Raw genomic sequence first — 15,486 nt, 5'->3', positions numbered from 1 at the left:
GTTAATGTTATGGAACCTTTGTTAAAGATTTCTAATATAAGCAAAAAATTTGGTAATGCAGTAGTTTTGGATAATGTTAGCTTGGAATTGCATAAAGGGCATGTCCTTGCTTTAGTAGGAGAAAATGGTGCAGGTAAATCAACATTAATGAAAATTTTATGCGGTATATACAAAAGGGATTCAGGTAAAATTTATTTAAATGGTAATGAAATAGAAAATGAAAATATAAAAGATGCTGAAAAATATGGTATTTCTATGATACATCAGGAATTAAACCTGATTCCGTCATTAAGCGTATATGAAAATATGTTTCTTGGAAGAGAATATACAAGAAAGTTTAGAAAAATTGATTGGCAAAGAATCAAATTAGAAAGCAAAAATAAACTTGATGAGTTAGGTATGAATATTAATGTTAACAAGGTTGTAAGAGAGCTAAGTATTGGAGAGCAACAAATGGTTGAAATTGCCAGATGTCTTCTTATGGATTCAAATATATTAATAATGGATGAACCTACGGCAGCTCTTACTGAAGTAGAATCAAAAAAACTTTTTGAAGTTATAAATATGCTTAAAGAAAAAGGTAAATCAATTATTTATATTTCGCATAGAATGGATGAAATATTTGAAACTTGCGATGATTATACAGTTTTAAGAGACGGAAAATTAATTTCAAATGGAAAAATAAAAGACGTGACTAAGGATGGATTGATTTCAATGATGGTTGGTAGAGATATTAAAGATCAATTTCCAAGAGAAGTGATAAATATAGAGGATGAAGTGTTATTAAAAGTTCAAAATTTAACTTTAAAGGGTAAGTTTGAGAACATCAATTTTGAAGTAAGAAAAGGTGAAGTGGTTGGATTTTCAGGTTTAATAGGATCCGGGCGTACTGAAGTCGCTAAGTCAATTTTCGGATTTTATAAAAAAGATGATGGCAAAGTATTTGTAGACAATAAAGAAATCTCAGTTAATTGTCCAGGAGATGCTATAAAAAATGGAATAATATATCTATCAGAAGATAGAAAAAATGAAGGACTTGTATTGAAATTAAATGTCAAGGAAAATATGACTATATCATCTTTAAATTATGTATCAAATCATATAGGAAGTATTCGCAAAAAAGATGAAAATTTATTGGTTAAACAAATGGCAGAAAAGTTAAATATTAAATTTCAATCAATAAATCAGAATATATCGGATCTTAGTGGTGGCAATCAGCAAAAAATTGCTATAGCTAAATGTTTACTTACGAAACCTAAATTAATTATACTTGATGAACCAACGAGAGGTATAGATGTTGGCGCAAAAAATGAGGTTTATAAATTGATAAATGATTTAAAAAAGCAAGGTATAGGAGTTATATTGATCTCATCAGATTTACCAGAAGTACTAAATATAAGCGATAGAATAATTGTAATGCATGAAGGTAAGATAATGGGAGAAATTGTTCATGATGATGCGTCTGAAGAAAAGGTAATGCAAATGGCTGTAGGAGGAATATAAAATGATTGGAACGATTAATAGTAAAAAAATTAATTATAAAGAATTATTATTGCGTGCAAAGTCAGTAATAGGTTTAGTCGCTTTAGTAATTGTTTTTACAATTTTATCTCCAAGATTTTTTAACTATTATAATTTAACAAATGTTTTAAGACAAACATCATTAAATGCTGTTATAGCTGTTGGTATGACATATGTTATTTTAACTGGTGGTATTGATTTATCAGTAGGATCGATTTTAGCATTTTCTAGCGCGATAACATGTGGATTACTAAAGAGTAATATGCCACTTGCAATATCAATTATAATAGGACTTGCAGTTGGTACTTTATTAGGTATGTTTAATGGTTTTGTTACCATTAAATGGAATATACCGCCTTTTATAGCTACATTTGCTATGATGACAATCGCAAGAGGGTTGACATTAGTATATACAAATGGGCAGCCTATAACAGGATTAAACGAAGCATTTAGTTTTATAGGTAATGGATATATAGGTCCAATTCCTGTACCAATTATAATTACAATTTTAATTTTTATAATTGCTTATTATTTTCTAAAGAATAATAAAATAGGAAGATATGTTTATGCAACAGGTGGCAATATGCAAGCTGCAAAATTAGCTGGCATAAATACTAATAAAATTATCTTATTTGTATATTCATTGAGCGGATTATTAGCCTCAATTAGCGGTTTGATTCTTGCTTCTAGATTAAATTCTGCTTCACCTACTGCTGGAAATGGGTATGAACTAGATGCTATAGCTGCTGTTGTATTAGGTGGAACAAGTCTTGCTGGTGGTGAAGGTAGTTTAATAGGTACTTTAATTGGTGCAATTATAATTGGTGTACTAAATAATGGATTAGACCTACTTAATGTTTCACCGTTTTATCAGTCGATTGCAAAAGGTATAGTTATATTGTTGGCAATAGCAATAGATAAAAAGAAATAAATATGTTTTAATCATCAATAATTTTTTCTCTGAATATATGTTGCAAGACTCTAATTTTGGGTTTTGCAATATATAAAATAAACAAAAATAAAAAAGGAGGAAAATATTTATGAAAGTGTCAAAAAAGCTTTCAATCATTTTAGTTGTTCTGCTTGTATTTGCTCTTATGGCAGGGTGTAGCAGTAATTCGGGTAATACTTCAAAAACTGCTACAAATACAAAAACAATTGGGCTTGTATTATCAACACAAAATAATCCATTTTTTGTTTCGTTAAAAAATGGTGTTGAAAAAGAGGCTAAAAAATTAGGGTATAGCGTAACAGTACTTGACTCACAAAACGATTCTTCAAAAGAACTATCGAATGTTGAAGATCTTATTCAGCAAAAAGTGAGTGTGCTATTACTGAATCCAGTAGATAGTGATGCAGCTGTTAATGAAGTTAAAGAAGCTAATAATAATAATATTCCGGTTATAACGCTTGATAGGGATGTTAATGGAGGTAATATTGTATCAAATATTGCATCAGATAACGTAAAAGGTGGACAAATGGCTGCTGACTTTTTAGCAAAAAAATTAAACAATAAAGGTAATATAGTTGAACTAGTAGGCACGCCAGGTGCATCATCAACTATAGAAAGAGGAAAAGGATTTGATGATGAAATATCCAAATATCCAAATATAAAAATAATTTCAAAACAAACTGCAAATTTTGACAGATCACAAGGCTTGTCAGTAATGGAAAATATATTACAAGCACAACCTAAAATAGATGCAGTATTTGCTCAAAATGATGAAATGGCATTAGGAGCGATAAAAGCTATAAAAGGAGCTAATAGACAAGGAATTCTGGTGGTAGGTTTCGATGGTACTGCTGATGGATTAAATGCTATAAAAAATGGTCAAATGACAGCCACTATAGCACAGCAACCTGAGTTAATAGGTACACTTGGAGTTGATACCGCAGACAAATATTTAAAAGGAGAAAAGGTTGCAAGAAAAATTCCTGCTGAAATAAAATTAATTGAAAAAAATTAAAATTGGTTTAAATAAATATGAATTTGAATATGGCTAAAAATAATGGATAATATTAAAAATTAAAAGATTATGAATTGTTGATATCTAGCATATTTATAGTTTAAGGGATATGCTAGAATTTTTTTATAATTAAATATATTATAGATTAAATTTATTATTGCTGCAATAGTATTTTTAATATTACAGCATTAGGCCCACCAATAATTAAGGATACTTACCAGGTTAAAAAATAATTATGCTAGTATAAATTTCAGCAATGACAGTATACATAATTATATAGTTTAGTTCCCCATATAGTATTTTATAGTAAAATGAGAACAAAATTTCTGCTTAAATTGTTGGAACTATTGTGGTAAAGTAAATACAGAGAGTTACAAAAATAAATGAACTTGTGTCAATATAGCAGAAATAAGCTCAAATGCTCTGATAAAAGAGGTGGTAGCTAAATTTAGGTGTATTATGTTTTGTTAAATTAGATGATATGGTGTTGATTACCGTAGAATTCAATGACTAAAAAGGCTTGTTTTAATGATAAATGATGAATTTTATATAACTATAATATGACGAAAAAATTTTAAAAGTTAGGAAGGATTTTTTGATTTTATGTAGAATTAATAATATTAAGATAATAAGAAAATAGAATAAAGTATATGGAATTATTACGAATTTCTTAGAAAGTTAGGTGATATTTTGAGACATAAAAGTAATTTAAAAGAGTTGAAAGATAAGAATAAAAAAAGAATATTGAATATTTTAATAAATAATGGACCTTTATCAAGGACAGAGCTTTCTCAATATACCGGATTAAGTATGACTGCTATTTCAGATCTGGTTGAAGAGTTATTAAATGAGAAGATAATAAAGGAATCAGGAATTGGACCATCAAACGGGGGAAGAAGACCAATAATGTTAGAACTGAATTCTGATAATGGATATATTGCTACGTTTAAAATATTTAGAGATAATTTGACTTGTATATTATTTGACTTTAATTTAAATAAAAGAGATGAAAAAAAGATTGAGTTTAATTATTATGACTTGCCTTTTTTACAGAGTATCATAGAAAATTTTATTAATGATATTGAAAAGGATTTAAAGCTGAATAACAAAAAAATATATGGCATTGGCATATGTTTAAATGATGATTTAAAAGAATTTAATTTAAAGGGAGTATTATCTACATCCATATCTTCAGATTATATGACATTACCTCAAGCTTTGTCATATGAGTTGGATATACCGGTTATAGTAGAAAATGAAATTGATTTAAAATCAATGGCTGAATATTTGGCGCTTGGTATAAATGACAATCTTGCTTATATTGATTTAAACGATGAAATACAATCATCAGTAATACTAAGAGATGGTAAAATAAACGATGATATTGATATTGGACATATGATAATTGATAGGAATGGGCCTGAATGCCCGGAAGGACATAGGGGCTGTTTAAACACTCTTGTTTCAATTAAAGCTATAATAAAAAAGGCTTTAACATCGGAAAAGAAATATATAAATGACATTGAGTTTTTAAGTTTTGATAGCGTATATAAATTTTTTAAGAATGATACTATTAATAAAATTACAAATGATGTTATTGATGCATTAAAGGTTGCAGTTCTGAATTTAAAAATTTTGCTTAATGTGAAGGTATTCGTACTTGATGGAAAAATAGTAAAAATGCTTAATGTTGCGGACAATTTACAAAAATCTTTTAATGACATAATTATTAAGCAATCTTTTGTAAATGATGAAGATGTATTAAAAGCGGCTGCAAAATTAACTTTAAATAAAATAATATATTGAGGAGGTAGTGTAATGACTTTTGATGATATTTTAAAATCAAATAAGATGACACTTATAGTTAGTCTGCCAAAAAATACTGTTGAATTTGCTGAGGCTGCTGTGAAAGGGGGTGCGAATGCTTTAAAAGTTCATGCTAATGTGCATCATCAGGCAAGTGGCAATGATTTTGGTAGCATTTATGAACAAAAGGAGGTGTTTGAAGAAATAATAAGTAATTTTAATGTACCAGTTGGACTTGTTCCAGGTGCAGAAAAATGTGCTAGCAGAGAAGAAATTAAATTGGCAGAAGAATTAAAATTTAGCTTTTTATCGATGTTTGCGCATTACTTACCCTTGTATATGTTAGATACAAATCTTAACAAAATGGTAGCAGTTGATGAAACTTATGACATAACACATTTGAGAGTATTAGAAAAAATTAATATTGATGTAATTGAAGCTGACGTATTGCCTGATGATAGAAAAGAAAAAATTCACTTATCTGACTTGATGAGATATGGTAGACTTGTAGAAAATATTAAAAAGCCTGTAGTTGTGCCAACTCAAAGAGTTATTGAACCTGATGAAGTTAAGTATCTTTACGATCTTGGAGTTAAAGGAATAATGATTGGTGCAATTGTAACAGGTAGTGAAATTGATGACGTTAAAAGCGTGACAGAAAAATTTAGAAATGAAATCGATAAATTATAGGGGGAATAATTATGCAGGCAATTTTAATACTGCTATTATTTCTAATAATAGCGGGACTTATGGTTTCAAGAAAGTTGCCGACATTAATAGCACTTCCAATACTTGCGATTGGGATAGCATTAATTGCAGGTGTTCCACTGTCATTAATTGATCCGAAGACAAAGATTGATACTGGTCTCTTAGCATACATTATAGACGGTGGCGCTATTAAGTTAGCATCTGCATATGTAGCAGTCATGTTTGGCGCATGGCTAGGACAGTTAATGAATCAGACTGGTATTTCAAAATCTATTGTGAAAACAGCGGCTGAATTAGGCGGTGATAGACCGTTAATTATGACACTTCTGATAACAGCTGCGGTTGCATTACTCTTTACAACAATAGGTGGATTAGGTGCTGTAATAATGATTGGAAGCATTGCTATACCAATATTGCTCTCTGTAGGTGTAGCTCCTATAATAGCAATATCAATGTTTTTGCTCGGTATGGCAATAGGACTTGAACTTAATATGGCTAACTGGTCTTTTTATATAACAGCTACAGGTGTTACACTTAATAATATTAAAAATTTTGCAGTTATATTGATGATATATACAGCTATTATAGCCGTTGCTTTTGCGATAATAGAATTTAAACGTGCAGGAATAAAATTTGCATGGGCGCAAAATACAGTAGATACCGAGAAGAAAGTTAATTTCTTGGCACTATTAACACCAATTATTCCTATAGTATTTGTACTTGTATTTAAATGGCCTATAATTACATCATTTATAGTAGGCATAATTTATTGCATTATTACTACACAAAGGTCATTTAAATCTGCGTTAAATACTATAACAAAAACAGCGTATGATGGAATTGCAGATTCTGCACCGGCAGTATTATTAATGATAGGAATAGGCATGCTATTAAATTCTGTTATGCATCCTTACGTTTCTCAAGCACTTTCATCGGTGTTAAAAAATATTATTCCAACTTCTCCGGTGCCTTATATATTGTTTTTTGGCATTCTAGCTCCTTTGGCACTATACAGGGGTCCACTAAATCTGTGGGGTTTAGGAAGTGGGATAGCTGGTCTAATTATAAGCTTAAAAATACTTCCACCTGTTACTGTGATGGGTGCATTGTTATCTACAGAAAGAATACAAGCAATTGGAGATCCTACGAATACGCAAAATGTTTGGTTAAGCAATTACGCAGGAGTTGATGTAAATAAATTACTTATAAAATTACTACCTTATATATGGATTTTAGCAATTGCAGGTATTATAACTGCGTCAATCATGTTTTTCTAAAGTAGGGTTAGGCTTTGGCTTAACCCTATAGAATAAATTAGGAGGAGATATCTTTGAAAGTAAGAATCGGAATAGATGTTGGAGGAACATTTACAGATGCAGTTGCAATTAATAATGATACTTATGAAGTCATAGGAACTGTAAAACTCCCAACGACTCATACAGCTAAAGAAGGTGTTGCAAAAGGTATAATAGAAGTGTTAAAAAAATTAATGAATAATAATAATATTAAACCGGAAGATGTGCTCTTTATTGCCCATGGAACAACACAAGCTACAAATGCACTCCTTGAAGGAGATGTTGTTCCTGTTGGAATAGTTACTATTGGCAAAGGTTTAGAAGGAATAAAATCAAAAAGCGATACGAATATTGGCGATATAGAACTTGCGCCAGGTAAAATTTTAAAGACATTTAATAAATATATTGAGATAAATGATGATTTTGATAGGAGCGTAGAAAACTCCATATTAGAGTTAAAACATGAAAATGTTGGCGCAATTGTAGCAGCAGAGGCATTTTCGGTTGACGATCCCGAGAATGAGAGAAAAATAATGGAAATATCGGAAAACCAAGGTTTACCAGCTACGGCAACACATGAAATTACAAAGCTATATGGACTTAAAATCAGGACAAGAACAGCAGCAATCAATGGATGTATCTTACCGAAAATGATTGACACTGCCAATATGACTGAAGAAAGTGTTAAGAAATCTGGAATAAAAGCTCTTTTGATGATTATGCGCTGTGATGGTGGTGTTATGGATGTAGCTGAAGTGAGAAAAAGGCCGATATTGACAATGCTGTCTGGTCCAGCAGCAGGTGTTGCTGGTGCTTTGATGTATGAAAAAATTTCCGATGGTATATTTCTTGAAGTAGGGGGGACATCTACAGATATATCAGTTATTAGGAATGGAAAGGTTATGGTGAACTATGCAGAGATAGGTGGTCATAAGACATATCTTAATTCACTTGATGTAAGGACTGTTGGAATAGCAGGTGGAAGTATGGTAAGGTTAGGAGAAAAAGGTATAGAGGATGTTGGACCAAGAAGTGCACATATAGCTGGTCTTCCATATTCAGTGTATGCCGATCCTGATGAAATAATAGAACCGGAAATAGTGTATATACAACCCAAAGAAGGTGATCCAGACAACTATGTAGCTATTAAAAGTAAAAATGGAAAAATGTTTGCAGTTACAGTCTCATGTGCAGCAAATATATTAGGATATGTAAATCAAAATGATTATGCATATGGAAATAGTAAATCGGCTAGAAAAGCATTCGAGCCAATTGCACATAAACTTGGAATTACAGTAGAAGAAGTTGCAAATGAAATTTTAAAAAAAGCATGTAAAAAAGATTTGGAAGTAGTTGAAAAACTTATTGAAGATTACAAACTCGATAAGAGTACAACAGTTTTGGTTGGTGGTGGTGGAGGAAGTGCAGCAATTGTACCATATCTTGCTGAAATGATGAATATGAAATACAGGATTGCAAAAAATGCGCAAGTAATATCAACAATAGGTGTGGCACTTGCAATGGTAAGAGAAGTAGTTGAAAGGACAGTTCAAAATCCAACCGAAAATGACATAATATCTATAAGAAGTGAAGCAAAAGAAGCGGTTATAAAAGCCGGTGCATTAGAAAACACCGTAGAAGTATTTATCGAAGTAGATTCACAAAGAAATATACTAAGAGCGATAGCGACGGGTGCTACAGAACTAAGATCAAAAGACATGATGAAGAAAGAATTAAACGAAAAAGAAATAATCAAAATAGCTGCAGATTCAATGAATATTAATGAGAAAGATACAAAGATAAAATTAAAAATAGGAGAAATGTATGTAATAATGGGTTTTAAGAAACAAAAGAGCTTATTTGGTCTTATTACAAAAACAATTGAATCAATAAGAGTGGTAGATTCAGAAGGAGTAATAAAACTTAGCAAAAATAATGGTAAAATATTCAAAACGACTATTTCACAATTTGATGAAAATTTAAATAAGGTTCTTGATGAAAATATATTTTATGGTGATGGAGGAGCAGAAATACCTGACTGTTTTATAATATTATCAAATAGATTAGTTGATCTATCAGGAATGGTAGATAAAAATCAGATAATGTCATTGGCAAAAATTGAGTTAAACGGTCATAGAGAAGATGAAGAGATAGCTATTATTGTTTGTAAAAGGTGAAAAAATGATACCATCCATATTTTTAAATAAAGAGGAATTAATAAATCAAGAACTTAAAAATGATTTATATTATGACAGAATAAAAAACATTGATTTGTCTGACATAACTAGTATGGCATGGAATCGAGGTACTAATGAAGCTAAAAAGTGCAAGAATCAAGATATAAATGCATTATTAAAAAAGAAGGAATAAATTTTGAGATTAATAATTTCAATTTTACACCTGGCTATATGATATTTAGCCAGATTATTGTCAATGAAAAGAAGATAACTATATATATGAAAAATATAGAAAAAGAATTTATTCCGTCAATTCCAGAGAAATATTTTCTTTGGAAAGCAAGAGACAGACTTATCAATTTATTTCTATGCCATGAATATTACCATTATCTTGAGTACTATTATATAGGGCTTACATCTAGCATTGATAAAGTCAATCTTAAATTCGGGTTTATTAATGTAAAAAAACAGTTAAATTCATTAAATGAAATTGCGGCACATGCCTTTGTAAAAGAGTTTTACGATATATGGTAGGTGATATATTATGAGAAGATATGATGTTGTTGTGATAGGTGGAGGAGTGTCTGGAACAATTGCTGCAATTGCTGCTGCAAGGAATGGTGCTAAAACATTATTAATTGAACAGTATGGTTTTCTTGGTGGGGCTCTGACAAATATGGGAGTTGGACCAATGATGACATTCCACGCCGGTGCAAAACAAGTTATTAATGGTATACCACAGGAAGTTGTAGATAATCTTATAAAGTATGGTGGAAGTCCAGGACATGTGCTTGATACAACTGGATTTGTAAGTACTGTGACACCATTTAATGCAGAAATAATGAAATATGTGCTTCAAAAGATGGTCATTGAAAGTGGTGCTGAAATTTTATATCATAGCTTTTTAATAAATGTTGAGTTAGATGGAGCTTATATAAAAGTAATTCATATTGCAAATAAATCTGGTAGTGAAAGAGTGGAAGCTGATGTATTTATTGATGCAACAGGAGATGCAGATCTTGCAGTAAAGTGCGGAGTAGATTATATACTTGGTAGACCAGAAGATAATTTAACACAACCTATGACTATGAATGTAAGAATAGGTAATGTGAATATTACAGATGTCAAAAAATACATGGAAGAAAATCCAAAAGAATTTACAATGGTAGATATAGAAAAGATAAAAACATCTAAAAGACTTATGGTGAACGGATTTTATTCAATATTAAAAGAAGCACGTATTAATGGAGAAATAAACTTTGAAAGGGATATGGTTTTATTTTTTGAAACTGATATACCAGGTGAGGTTATAGTTAATATGACGAGGGTGCAAAGACTAAATGGTACAAATATATACGATCTTACAAAAAGTGAAATATATGGGCGAGAACAGGCTTTTGAAGTTTATAATTTCATGAAAAAGCACATACCTGGATTTCAAAAAGCATATCTTATTTCGACTGGACCACAAATTGGAGTTAGAGAAACGAGAAAAATTATTGGTGAATATGTATTAACGGCAGAAGATCTTATAACTAGCAAACATTTTGATGATTGTATAGCAATTGGAGGATATCCCATTGATATACATTCGCCTGATGGTGACAAAACGACATATATGAATTTAGGAGAAGATAATATTTATGAAATACCATTTAGAAGTCTTTACAGTAAAAAAGTAAATAATCTTTTAGTATCAGGTAGATGTATATCATCAACACATGAAGCGAATGCAGCAATAAGAGTTTCTCCAATTGCTATGGCAACTGGTCAAGCTGCTGGAACTGCAGCGTATGTGGCTGTTAAGAATGGTAAGAAAGTATGTGATATTGATATTAAAGAACTTAGGTCAATTCTTTTAAAACAGAAAGCGTATATATGGTGACATAAAATATACTGATGTTGTAGGAACAGACTATTATGATTTGTGCCCGCTTCTTTCACTGATGGATCAAAATAAAAGGAGAGATGAAAGGGAGAGATATCCGGAAAGATGTGTTGAAGCTATAAAAGATATTCCTTTAGACATAAACAAAAAGAAAGACATAGCATTTAAGGCTGAAATATTGTCAGGTATAGTTTTTAAAAAAGAAGTTATTGAGAAAGTTTTTTTGAAGGTAGTAAAAATGTTTAGAATTGATGAATCTGAGACGTATAAAATGATAATAGAAAAGTGTATTAAACAAGGTATTAAAGAAGGTGAAAAAGAAAAAGCTTATAAAAATTGTCAGAAAATTAATAAAAGAAGTTATGGACATTGACAGAATAGCAGAAATTACAGAGTTGCCGAAAGAGGAGATAAAAAAATTGGTGAATCATGACCACCCGTAAAACGGGTGGTTTGCTCTGAGGCTATAAGCCTCTATTACTAGCCAGCGTCTAAAGGCGCTGGCTTTCACTTTGTTCAAGCCACCATGCATTTGCCACTTTTGCCGCCCCTAAAGGGACTAAGTACTACGGGCTACCCCTTAAAGGGGTTCTCATATTCTTTTACACTCAATTTGTCCAACATAATATCTCGCTTTTCTTGTTCCTGGATGTATTTTTTTATTGTTGCCTCATTTAGTCCTACAGTGCTTACATAATATCCTTCCGCCCAAAAATGCCTATTGCCAAATAATATACGTCACATTCTCTCTTATATGTAAATTTATTCCTCAGTTGTTAAATTTTTTTGGAGATGCAGAAAGAAAATATGATTTATGTAAAAAGTTGGATCCTAATAATGATTTGGGAAGTAAAAAACTTATTGAGGAAGCAGAAGACAACAGTATGCTCTATGCAGAGCATACAAGGGAATATTCTTCGTCAGTAGTGGAACCTTTGAAAAACCTTGTAAATGAATTAGAATTAAAAAAATCATCTTTTGAAATGAACGGTCATACAGCAATTTCAAAAAAAATCTTGATATAATACTTGCAAACAAAGGTGAAGTAATAATATATCCCAAAAGAGAGAAAAGGTATAAAATGATCAATCCTCATGATGTTGAAATAAATGATATTGTAAAAGTATATATTGAATATTGGAAATTTATAGATGTTGAACAATTCAATGGTGATGATAATTCTACTGAAGTTACAGATGAAAAAAACAGGCAATGTTTTAAAATTGCAAACTAAAATAATTGCGCGAGCAATTGAAGTAGAAGTTTTTGTTCATTTAGAACCTAAAGAAGAAAGATTATTTGTATGCACAAGAAAAAAGATACTAAAATTATAACAATAAAAAATCATGTACATATAGGGGCAGAGGGCGTAAAGGATATTATTACGAATAAACATAAAGAAGATTATATGGTTAGTATCCATATAGTATTGAAATAAAATTCTATAAAATTAAATTAGATGAAGAAAGACCAACTATAAAAAGTCAATAGAGAAAAAATAAAAAAATTTTTACAAAAAGGGTGAATAAAAATGCATGACAAATAAACCTGGTAATAACAAGCTAAGAGTAAATATATGTAATTAGTATAATTCACTAACAATCATTTTTAGGAAGTTTTACTTCGTAACTACAGTTATTTTTCAAAATAGCATAAATAGTATAGCAAAGCTTACGCGCTACAGCTCCAACAGCTGTAAGGTGATGTTTGCCTTCTGAACGTTTCTTTTGGTAAAAAGCCTTGAAAACAGGATCACAATTAGAAGCAACCAATGCAGCACTAAAAAGAGCTTTTCTAAGATAAGGAGAACCTCGCTTACTCATTTTGTTATTTGTACTGTTATATTCTCCTGATTGTGATATAGAAGCATCAATACCAGCATAAGCTACAAGCTTTGACGGATTTTTAAACCTTGAAATATCTCCTATTTCTCCTAAAATTGTCGCGGCTGTGATATTACCAATGCCAGGTATTGTAGTAATGGGAGAATTGATTTTATCAAGTAAAGCTGATATCTGCTGCTCTACATCTATGACCTGTTTTTCAATAAAATTGATTTGCTCAATTAATAATTTTAATTGCAGAGAAAAACTATCTAAACAAAACTTTATACCAAAAGATTTTTTGGTAGCAGAAGAAATTTCATTGATTTTATCCATAGCAAATTTCTTCATAGTAATTTCAGACAAAACCTTCTGCAACTGTTCAGAAGAAATATTTTCAAAATCATCCGGCGTATTAAAGTGGAGTAAGATTTCCTTAGACGTTTGTCCAAAGATATTAGAAAAGATAGATTGATATTCGGGAAAAACTTGATCTAAAACACAAATGGTCTTACGTTTAAGGTCACCTATAGAATTGATGAGGTAATTTCTAAAACGAGAAAGATTGCGAAGAGACAAGGTATCTTCGTTGGCTAAAGAAGTTTCTAAGAAATCACCATAGCGAATAAGATCCGCAATTAGTATAGAATCGATGATATCAGTTTTGCGCTTTCTGATTTCAGTTCCTTTACGCCAACCATCAGTTTGAATAGGATTAATAACATGAATAACAAAACCTTTTTCAACAAGAAAAGAATAAATAGATAACCAGTAATGACCAGTAGCTTCCATACCAATTTCAACATCATTAACAGAGATGTTAAAGGAAGCAAGCTTATCAAGTAAGCTATCACCACCAACGTAAGTGTTTGAGAAAGAGAAAGCTTTAAAGATGATTTTACATTTTTCATCAATTAAAGAAGCTACATGGTTATTTTTCCCGATATCAATTCCTAAATAAAACATTTTTAATCACCCATAATCAATGTATTTTAGATAGTTCCTCTAAACTGATAAATGTTACTGCCTTGTTCTACATTCGAAGTACTAATCGAGTTAGTCAACATCCAACTTATTCGTAATCAGTTTATCAGACAGAGGTGTCAGTCTTTCAAGTACGAGCTTTTAATCTCAAGGAGTGAACGACAATACTCTATCTAATAACTTAATTATACAATTTTAAGTATAATTTATCAGCTAAAAAAGGATTATAGGTTGCCTTTATTAACCTAAATATATTATACAAGAGGAGTTAGTTCTATTATAGATAAAATTGACAATAAAGAACTAATTAGAGGAGATAGGCGATATAATCCACTTTATGGGATATATGAAATTATTGATATAAAGAGTAACCCATGTGAGAAAAGGAGAAGAATGGGTAGAAATAGGAAGAGCATATCGACGAAGAGGTATACTTCTATTCTTAAAGATATTAGAATTATAGAAAGTGGTAAACTATATAGTATGATAGAAATGAGTTTTTCCTTGGAAGGAGCAAGGGAATATACAGTTAATCTGAAAGTTTATCATGATTTACATAAAATAACTGTTATTATAAGAGTTCACAAGGAAAGTCGTTGGAAGCCAGAAAATTTGTATATTTCTTTACCTTTTACTACCGGAGAACAAGAGGAGCTATACATTGATAAAACAGGTTGTATAATTAGACCAGGAATAGATCAATTACTAGGAAAGCAATAAAGAATTTTATCTGTTACAAAAGGGAATATGCTATAAAGGAAAAGATAAAAGCCTAATTTTAGCGATTAAGAATGATCCGCTTATTGCTATGGGAGATCTAAAAAATCATCAAATAGGATTGTGCAATGGCAAAAATTATAATCTAAATAAGAGCGTAGTATATTCATGGGTTATGAACAACTTTTGGAAAACAAATTTTAAAGTTGACTTAGGAGGATTTTATCAATTTAAATACAAATTATATACAATCCATGAAAATAATTAATGATAATGTTATTTCAGGTGCATTTGATAATATATTTGACAATTTTGACAACATTAAAAATGCTCAAGATGATCTTTTTTTATTTGCTTTTACAACTTAAAAAAAGTGGAGTACAAATTCCTCGACTGTATCAAGTTTGCGGAACAGAAGATTTTTTGTATAAATACAATTTAAAATTTAGAGATTATGCGTTAAGCATAGGTATAGATCTTACTTATAAAGAGAGCTCAGGAGGTCATAATTAAGATTTCTGGGATGAGTATATTAAATATGTAATAGAATGGTTATCGCTGAAAAACAAGTTACAATGAAAATATAAAAAATTAATTCTA

Annotated in this window: 14 protein-coding genes and 2 pseudogenes; 14 read left to right on the top strand and 2 right to left on the bottom strand. The window is 30.6% G+C overall.

From position 1 onward, the window contains the following. Window positions 1–9 precede the first annotated feature (9 nt). The 11 genes and pseudogenes from TTHE_RS08540 to TTHE_RS14635 all read left to right on the top strand — a co-directional run. Window positions 10–1,503, top strand: a complete 1,494-nt coding sequence (locus tag TTHE_RS08540; protein WP_013298188.1) for a sugar ABC transporter ATP-binding protein — start codon at window positions 10–12, stop codon at window positions 1,501–1,503. Window position 1,504: 1 nt separating this feature from the next. Beyond that, the gene (locus tag TTHE_RS08535; RefSeq protein ID WP_013298187.1) at window positions 1,505–2,452 is read left to right on the top strand and encodes an ABC transporter permease; all 948 of its coding nucleotides are present in this window, start codon (window positions 1,505–1,507) and stop codon (window positions 2,450–2,452) included. Window positions 2,453–2,561: 109 nt separating this feature from the next. After that, the gene (gene rbsB / locus TTHE_RS08530; RefSeq protein WP_013298186.1) at window positions 2,562–3,488 is read left to right on the top strand and encodes a ribose ABC transporter substrate-binding protein RbsB; all 927 of its coding nucleotides are present in this window, start codon (window positions 2,562–2,564) and stop codon (window positions 3,486–3,488) included. Window positions 3,489–4,205: 717 nt separating this feature from the next. Then, window positions 4,206–5,294, top strand: coding sequence for an ROK family transcriptional regulator (locus TTHE_RS08525; RefSeq protein ID WP_196793614.1), 1,089 nt, complete (start codon window positions 4,206–4,208; stop codon window positions 5,292–5,294). Between the two features lie 12 nt (window positions 5,295–5,306). Continuing rightward, on the top strand, window positions 5,307–5,984 hold the full coding sequence (locus tag TTHE_RS08520) for a hypothetical protein (RefSeq protein WP_013298184.1): 678 nt from the start codon (window positions 5,307–5,309) through the stop codon (window positions 5,982–5,984). A gap of 11 nt (window positions 5,985–5,995) precedes the next feature. Next, entirely contained in the window at window positions 5,996–7,279 is a 1,284-nt protein-coding gene (locus tag TTHE_RS08515) for a C4-dicarboxylate ABC transporter (RefSeq protein ID WP_013298183.1), read from the top strand. Window positions 7,280–7,332: 53 nt separating this feature from the next. Further along, complete coding sequence (locus TTHE_RS08510) at window positions 7,333–9,474, top strand: hydantoinase/oxoprolinase family protein (protein ID WP_013298182.1); 2,142 nt, start codon at window positions 7,333–7,335, stop codon at window positions 9,472–9,474. Next, a complete protein-coding gene (locus TTHE_RS14640) occupies window positions 9,458–9,667 on the top strand; it encodes a hypothetical protein (RefSeq protein ID WP_231292634.1) in 210 nt (69 codons plus the stop codon). The genes TTHE_RS08510 and TTHE_RS14640 overlap by 17 nt, the downstream gene beginning before the upstream one ends. Further along, window positions 9,622–10,008: a hypothetical protein gene (locus TTHE_RS08505; protein ID WP_231292633.1), complete on the top strand. Its 387-nt coding sequence runs from the start codon at window positions 9,622–9,624 to the stop codon at window positions 10,006–10,008. Before TTHE_RS14640 ends, TTHE_RS08505 begins: the two co-directional genes overlap by 46 nt. A gap of 10 nt (window positions 10,009–10,018) precedes the next feature. Continuing rightward, window positions 10,019–11,359 (top strand): FAD-dependent oxidoreductase, encoded by a 1,341-nt coding sequence (locus tag TTHE_RS08500; RefSeq protein WP_013298181.1) that lies wholly within the window; start codon window positions 10,019–10,021, stop codon window positions 11,357–11,359. Beyond that, window positions 11,355–11,805: pseudogene (locus TTHE_RS14635) on the top strand (RpnC/YadD family protein); the annotation flags it as partial. The gene TTHE_RS08500 and the pseudogene TTHE_RS14635, both read left to right, overlap by 5 nt. Window positions 11,806–11,935: 130 nt before the next feature. On the opposite strand, the pseudogene TTHE_RS13985 reads toward TTHE_RS14635, so the two are convergent. Continuing rightward, window positions 11,936–12,091 (bottom strand): annotated as a pseudogene (locus TTHE_RS13985) (transposase); the annotation flags it as partial. Window positions 12,092–12,186: 95 nt separating this feature from the next. Here TTHE_RS13985 and TTHE_RS08490 point away from each other — a divergent pair. After that, window positions 12,187–12,387, top strand: a complete 201-nt coding sequence (locus TTHE_RS08490; protein ID WP_196793613.1) for a hypothetical protein — start codon at window positions 12,187–12,189, stop codon at window positions 12,385–12,387. 56 nt (window positions 12,388–12,443) lie between these two features. Then, entirely contained in the window at window positions 12,444–12,596 is a 153-nt protein-coding gene (locus tag TTHE_RS14195; protein WP_013298180.1) for a hypothetical protein, read from the top strand. A 361-nt stretch (window positions 12,597–12,957) separates the two neighbouring features. Here the strand turns inward: TTHE_RS14195 and TTHE_RS08485 are convergent, their stop codons facing one another. After that, window positions 12,958–14,151: an IS110 family RNA-guided transposase gene (locus TTHE_RS08485; protein ID WP_013298179.1), complete on the bottom strand. Its 1,194-nt coding sequence runs from the start codon at window positions 14,149–14,151 to the stop codon at window positions 12,958–12,960. Between the two features lie 501 nt (window positions 14,152–14,652). On the opposite strand from TTHE_RS08485, the gene TTHE_RS14910 reads away from it, so the two are divergent. Beyond that, window positions 14,653–14,889, top strand: coding sequence for a hypothetical protein (locus TTHE_RS14910; protein WP_340371400.1), 237 nt, complete (start codon window positions 14,653–14,655; stop codon window positions 14,887–14,889). Window positions 14,890–15,486: the final 597 nt, after the last annotated feature.

This window comes from Thermoanaerobacterium thermosaccharolyticum DSM 571 (assembly GCF_000145615.1).
Taxonomy (GTDB): domain Bacteria; phylum Bacillota; class Thermoanaerobacteria; order Thermoanaerobacterales; family Thermoanaerobacteraceae; genus Thermoanaerobacterium; species Thermoanaerobacterium thermosaccharolyticum.
The sequence above is the reverse complement of the archived record's forward strand: the minus strand, read 5'-3'. Positions and strand labels throughout refer to the sequence as shown.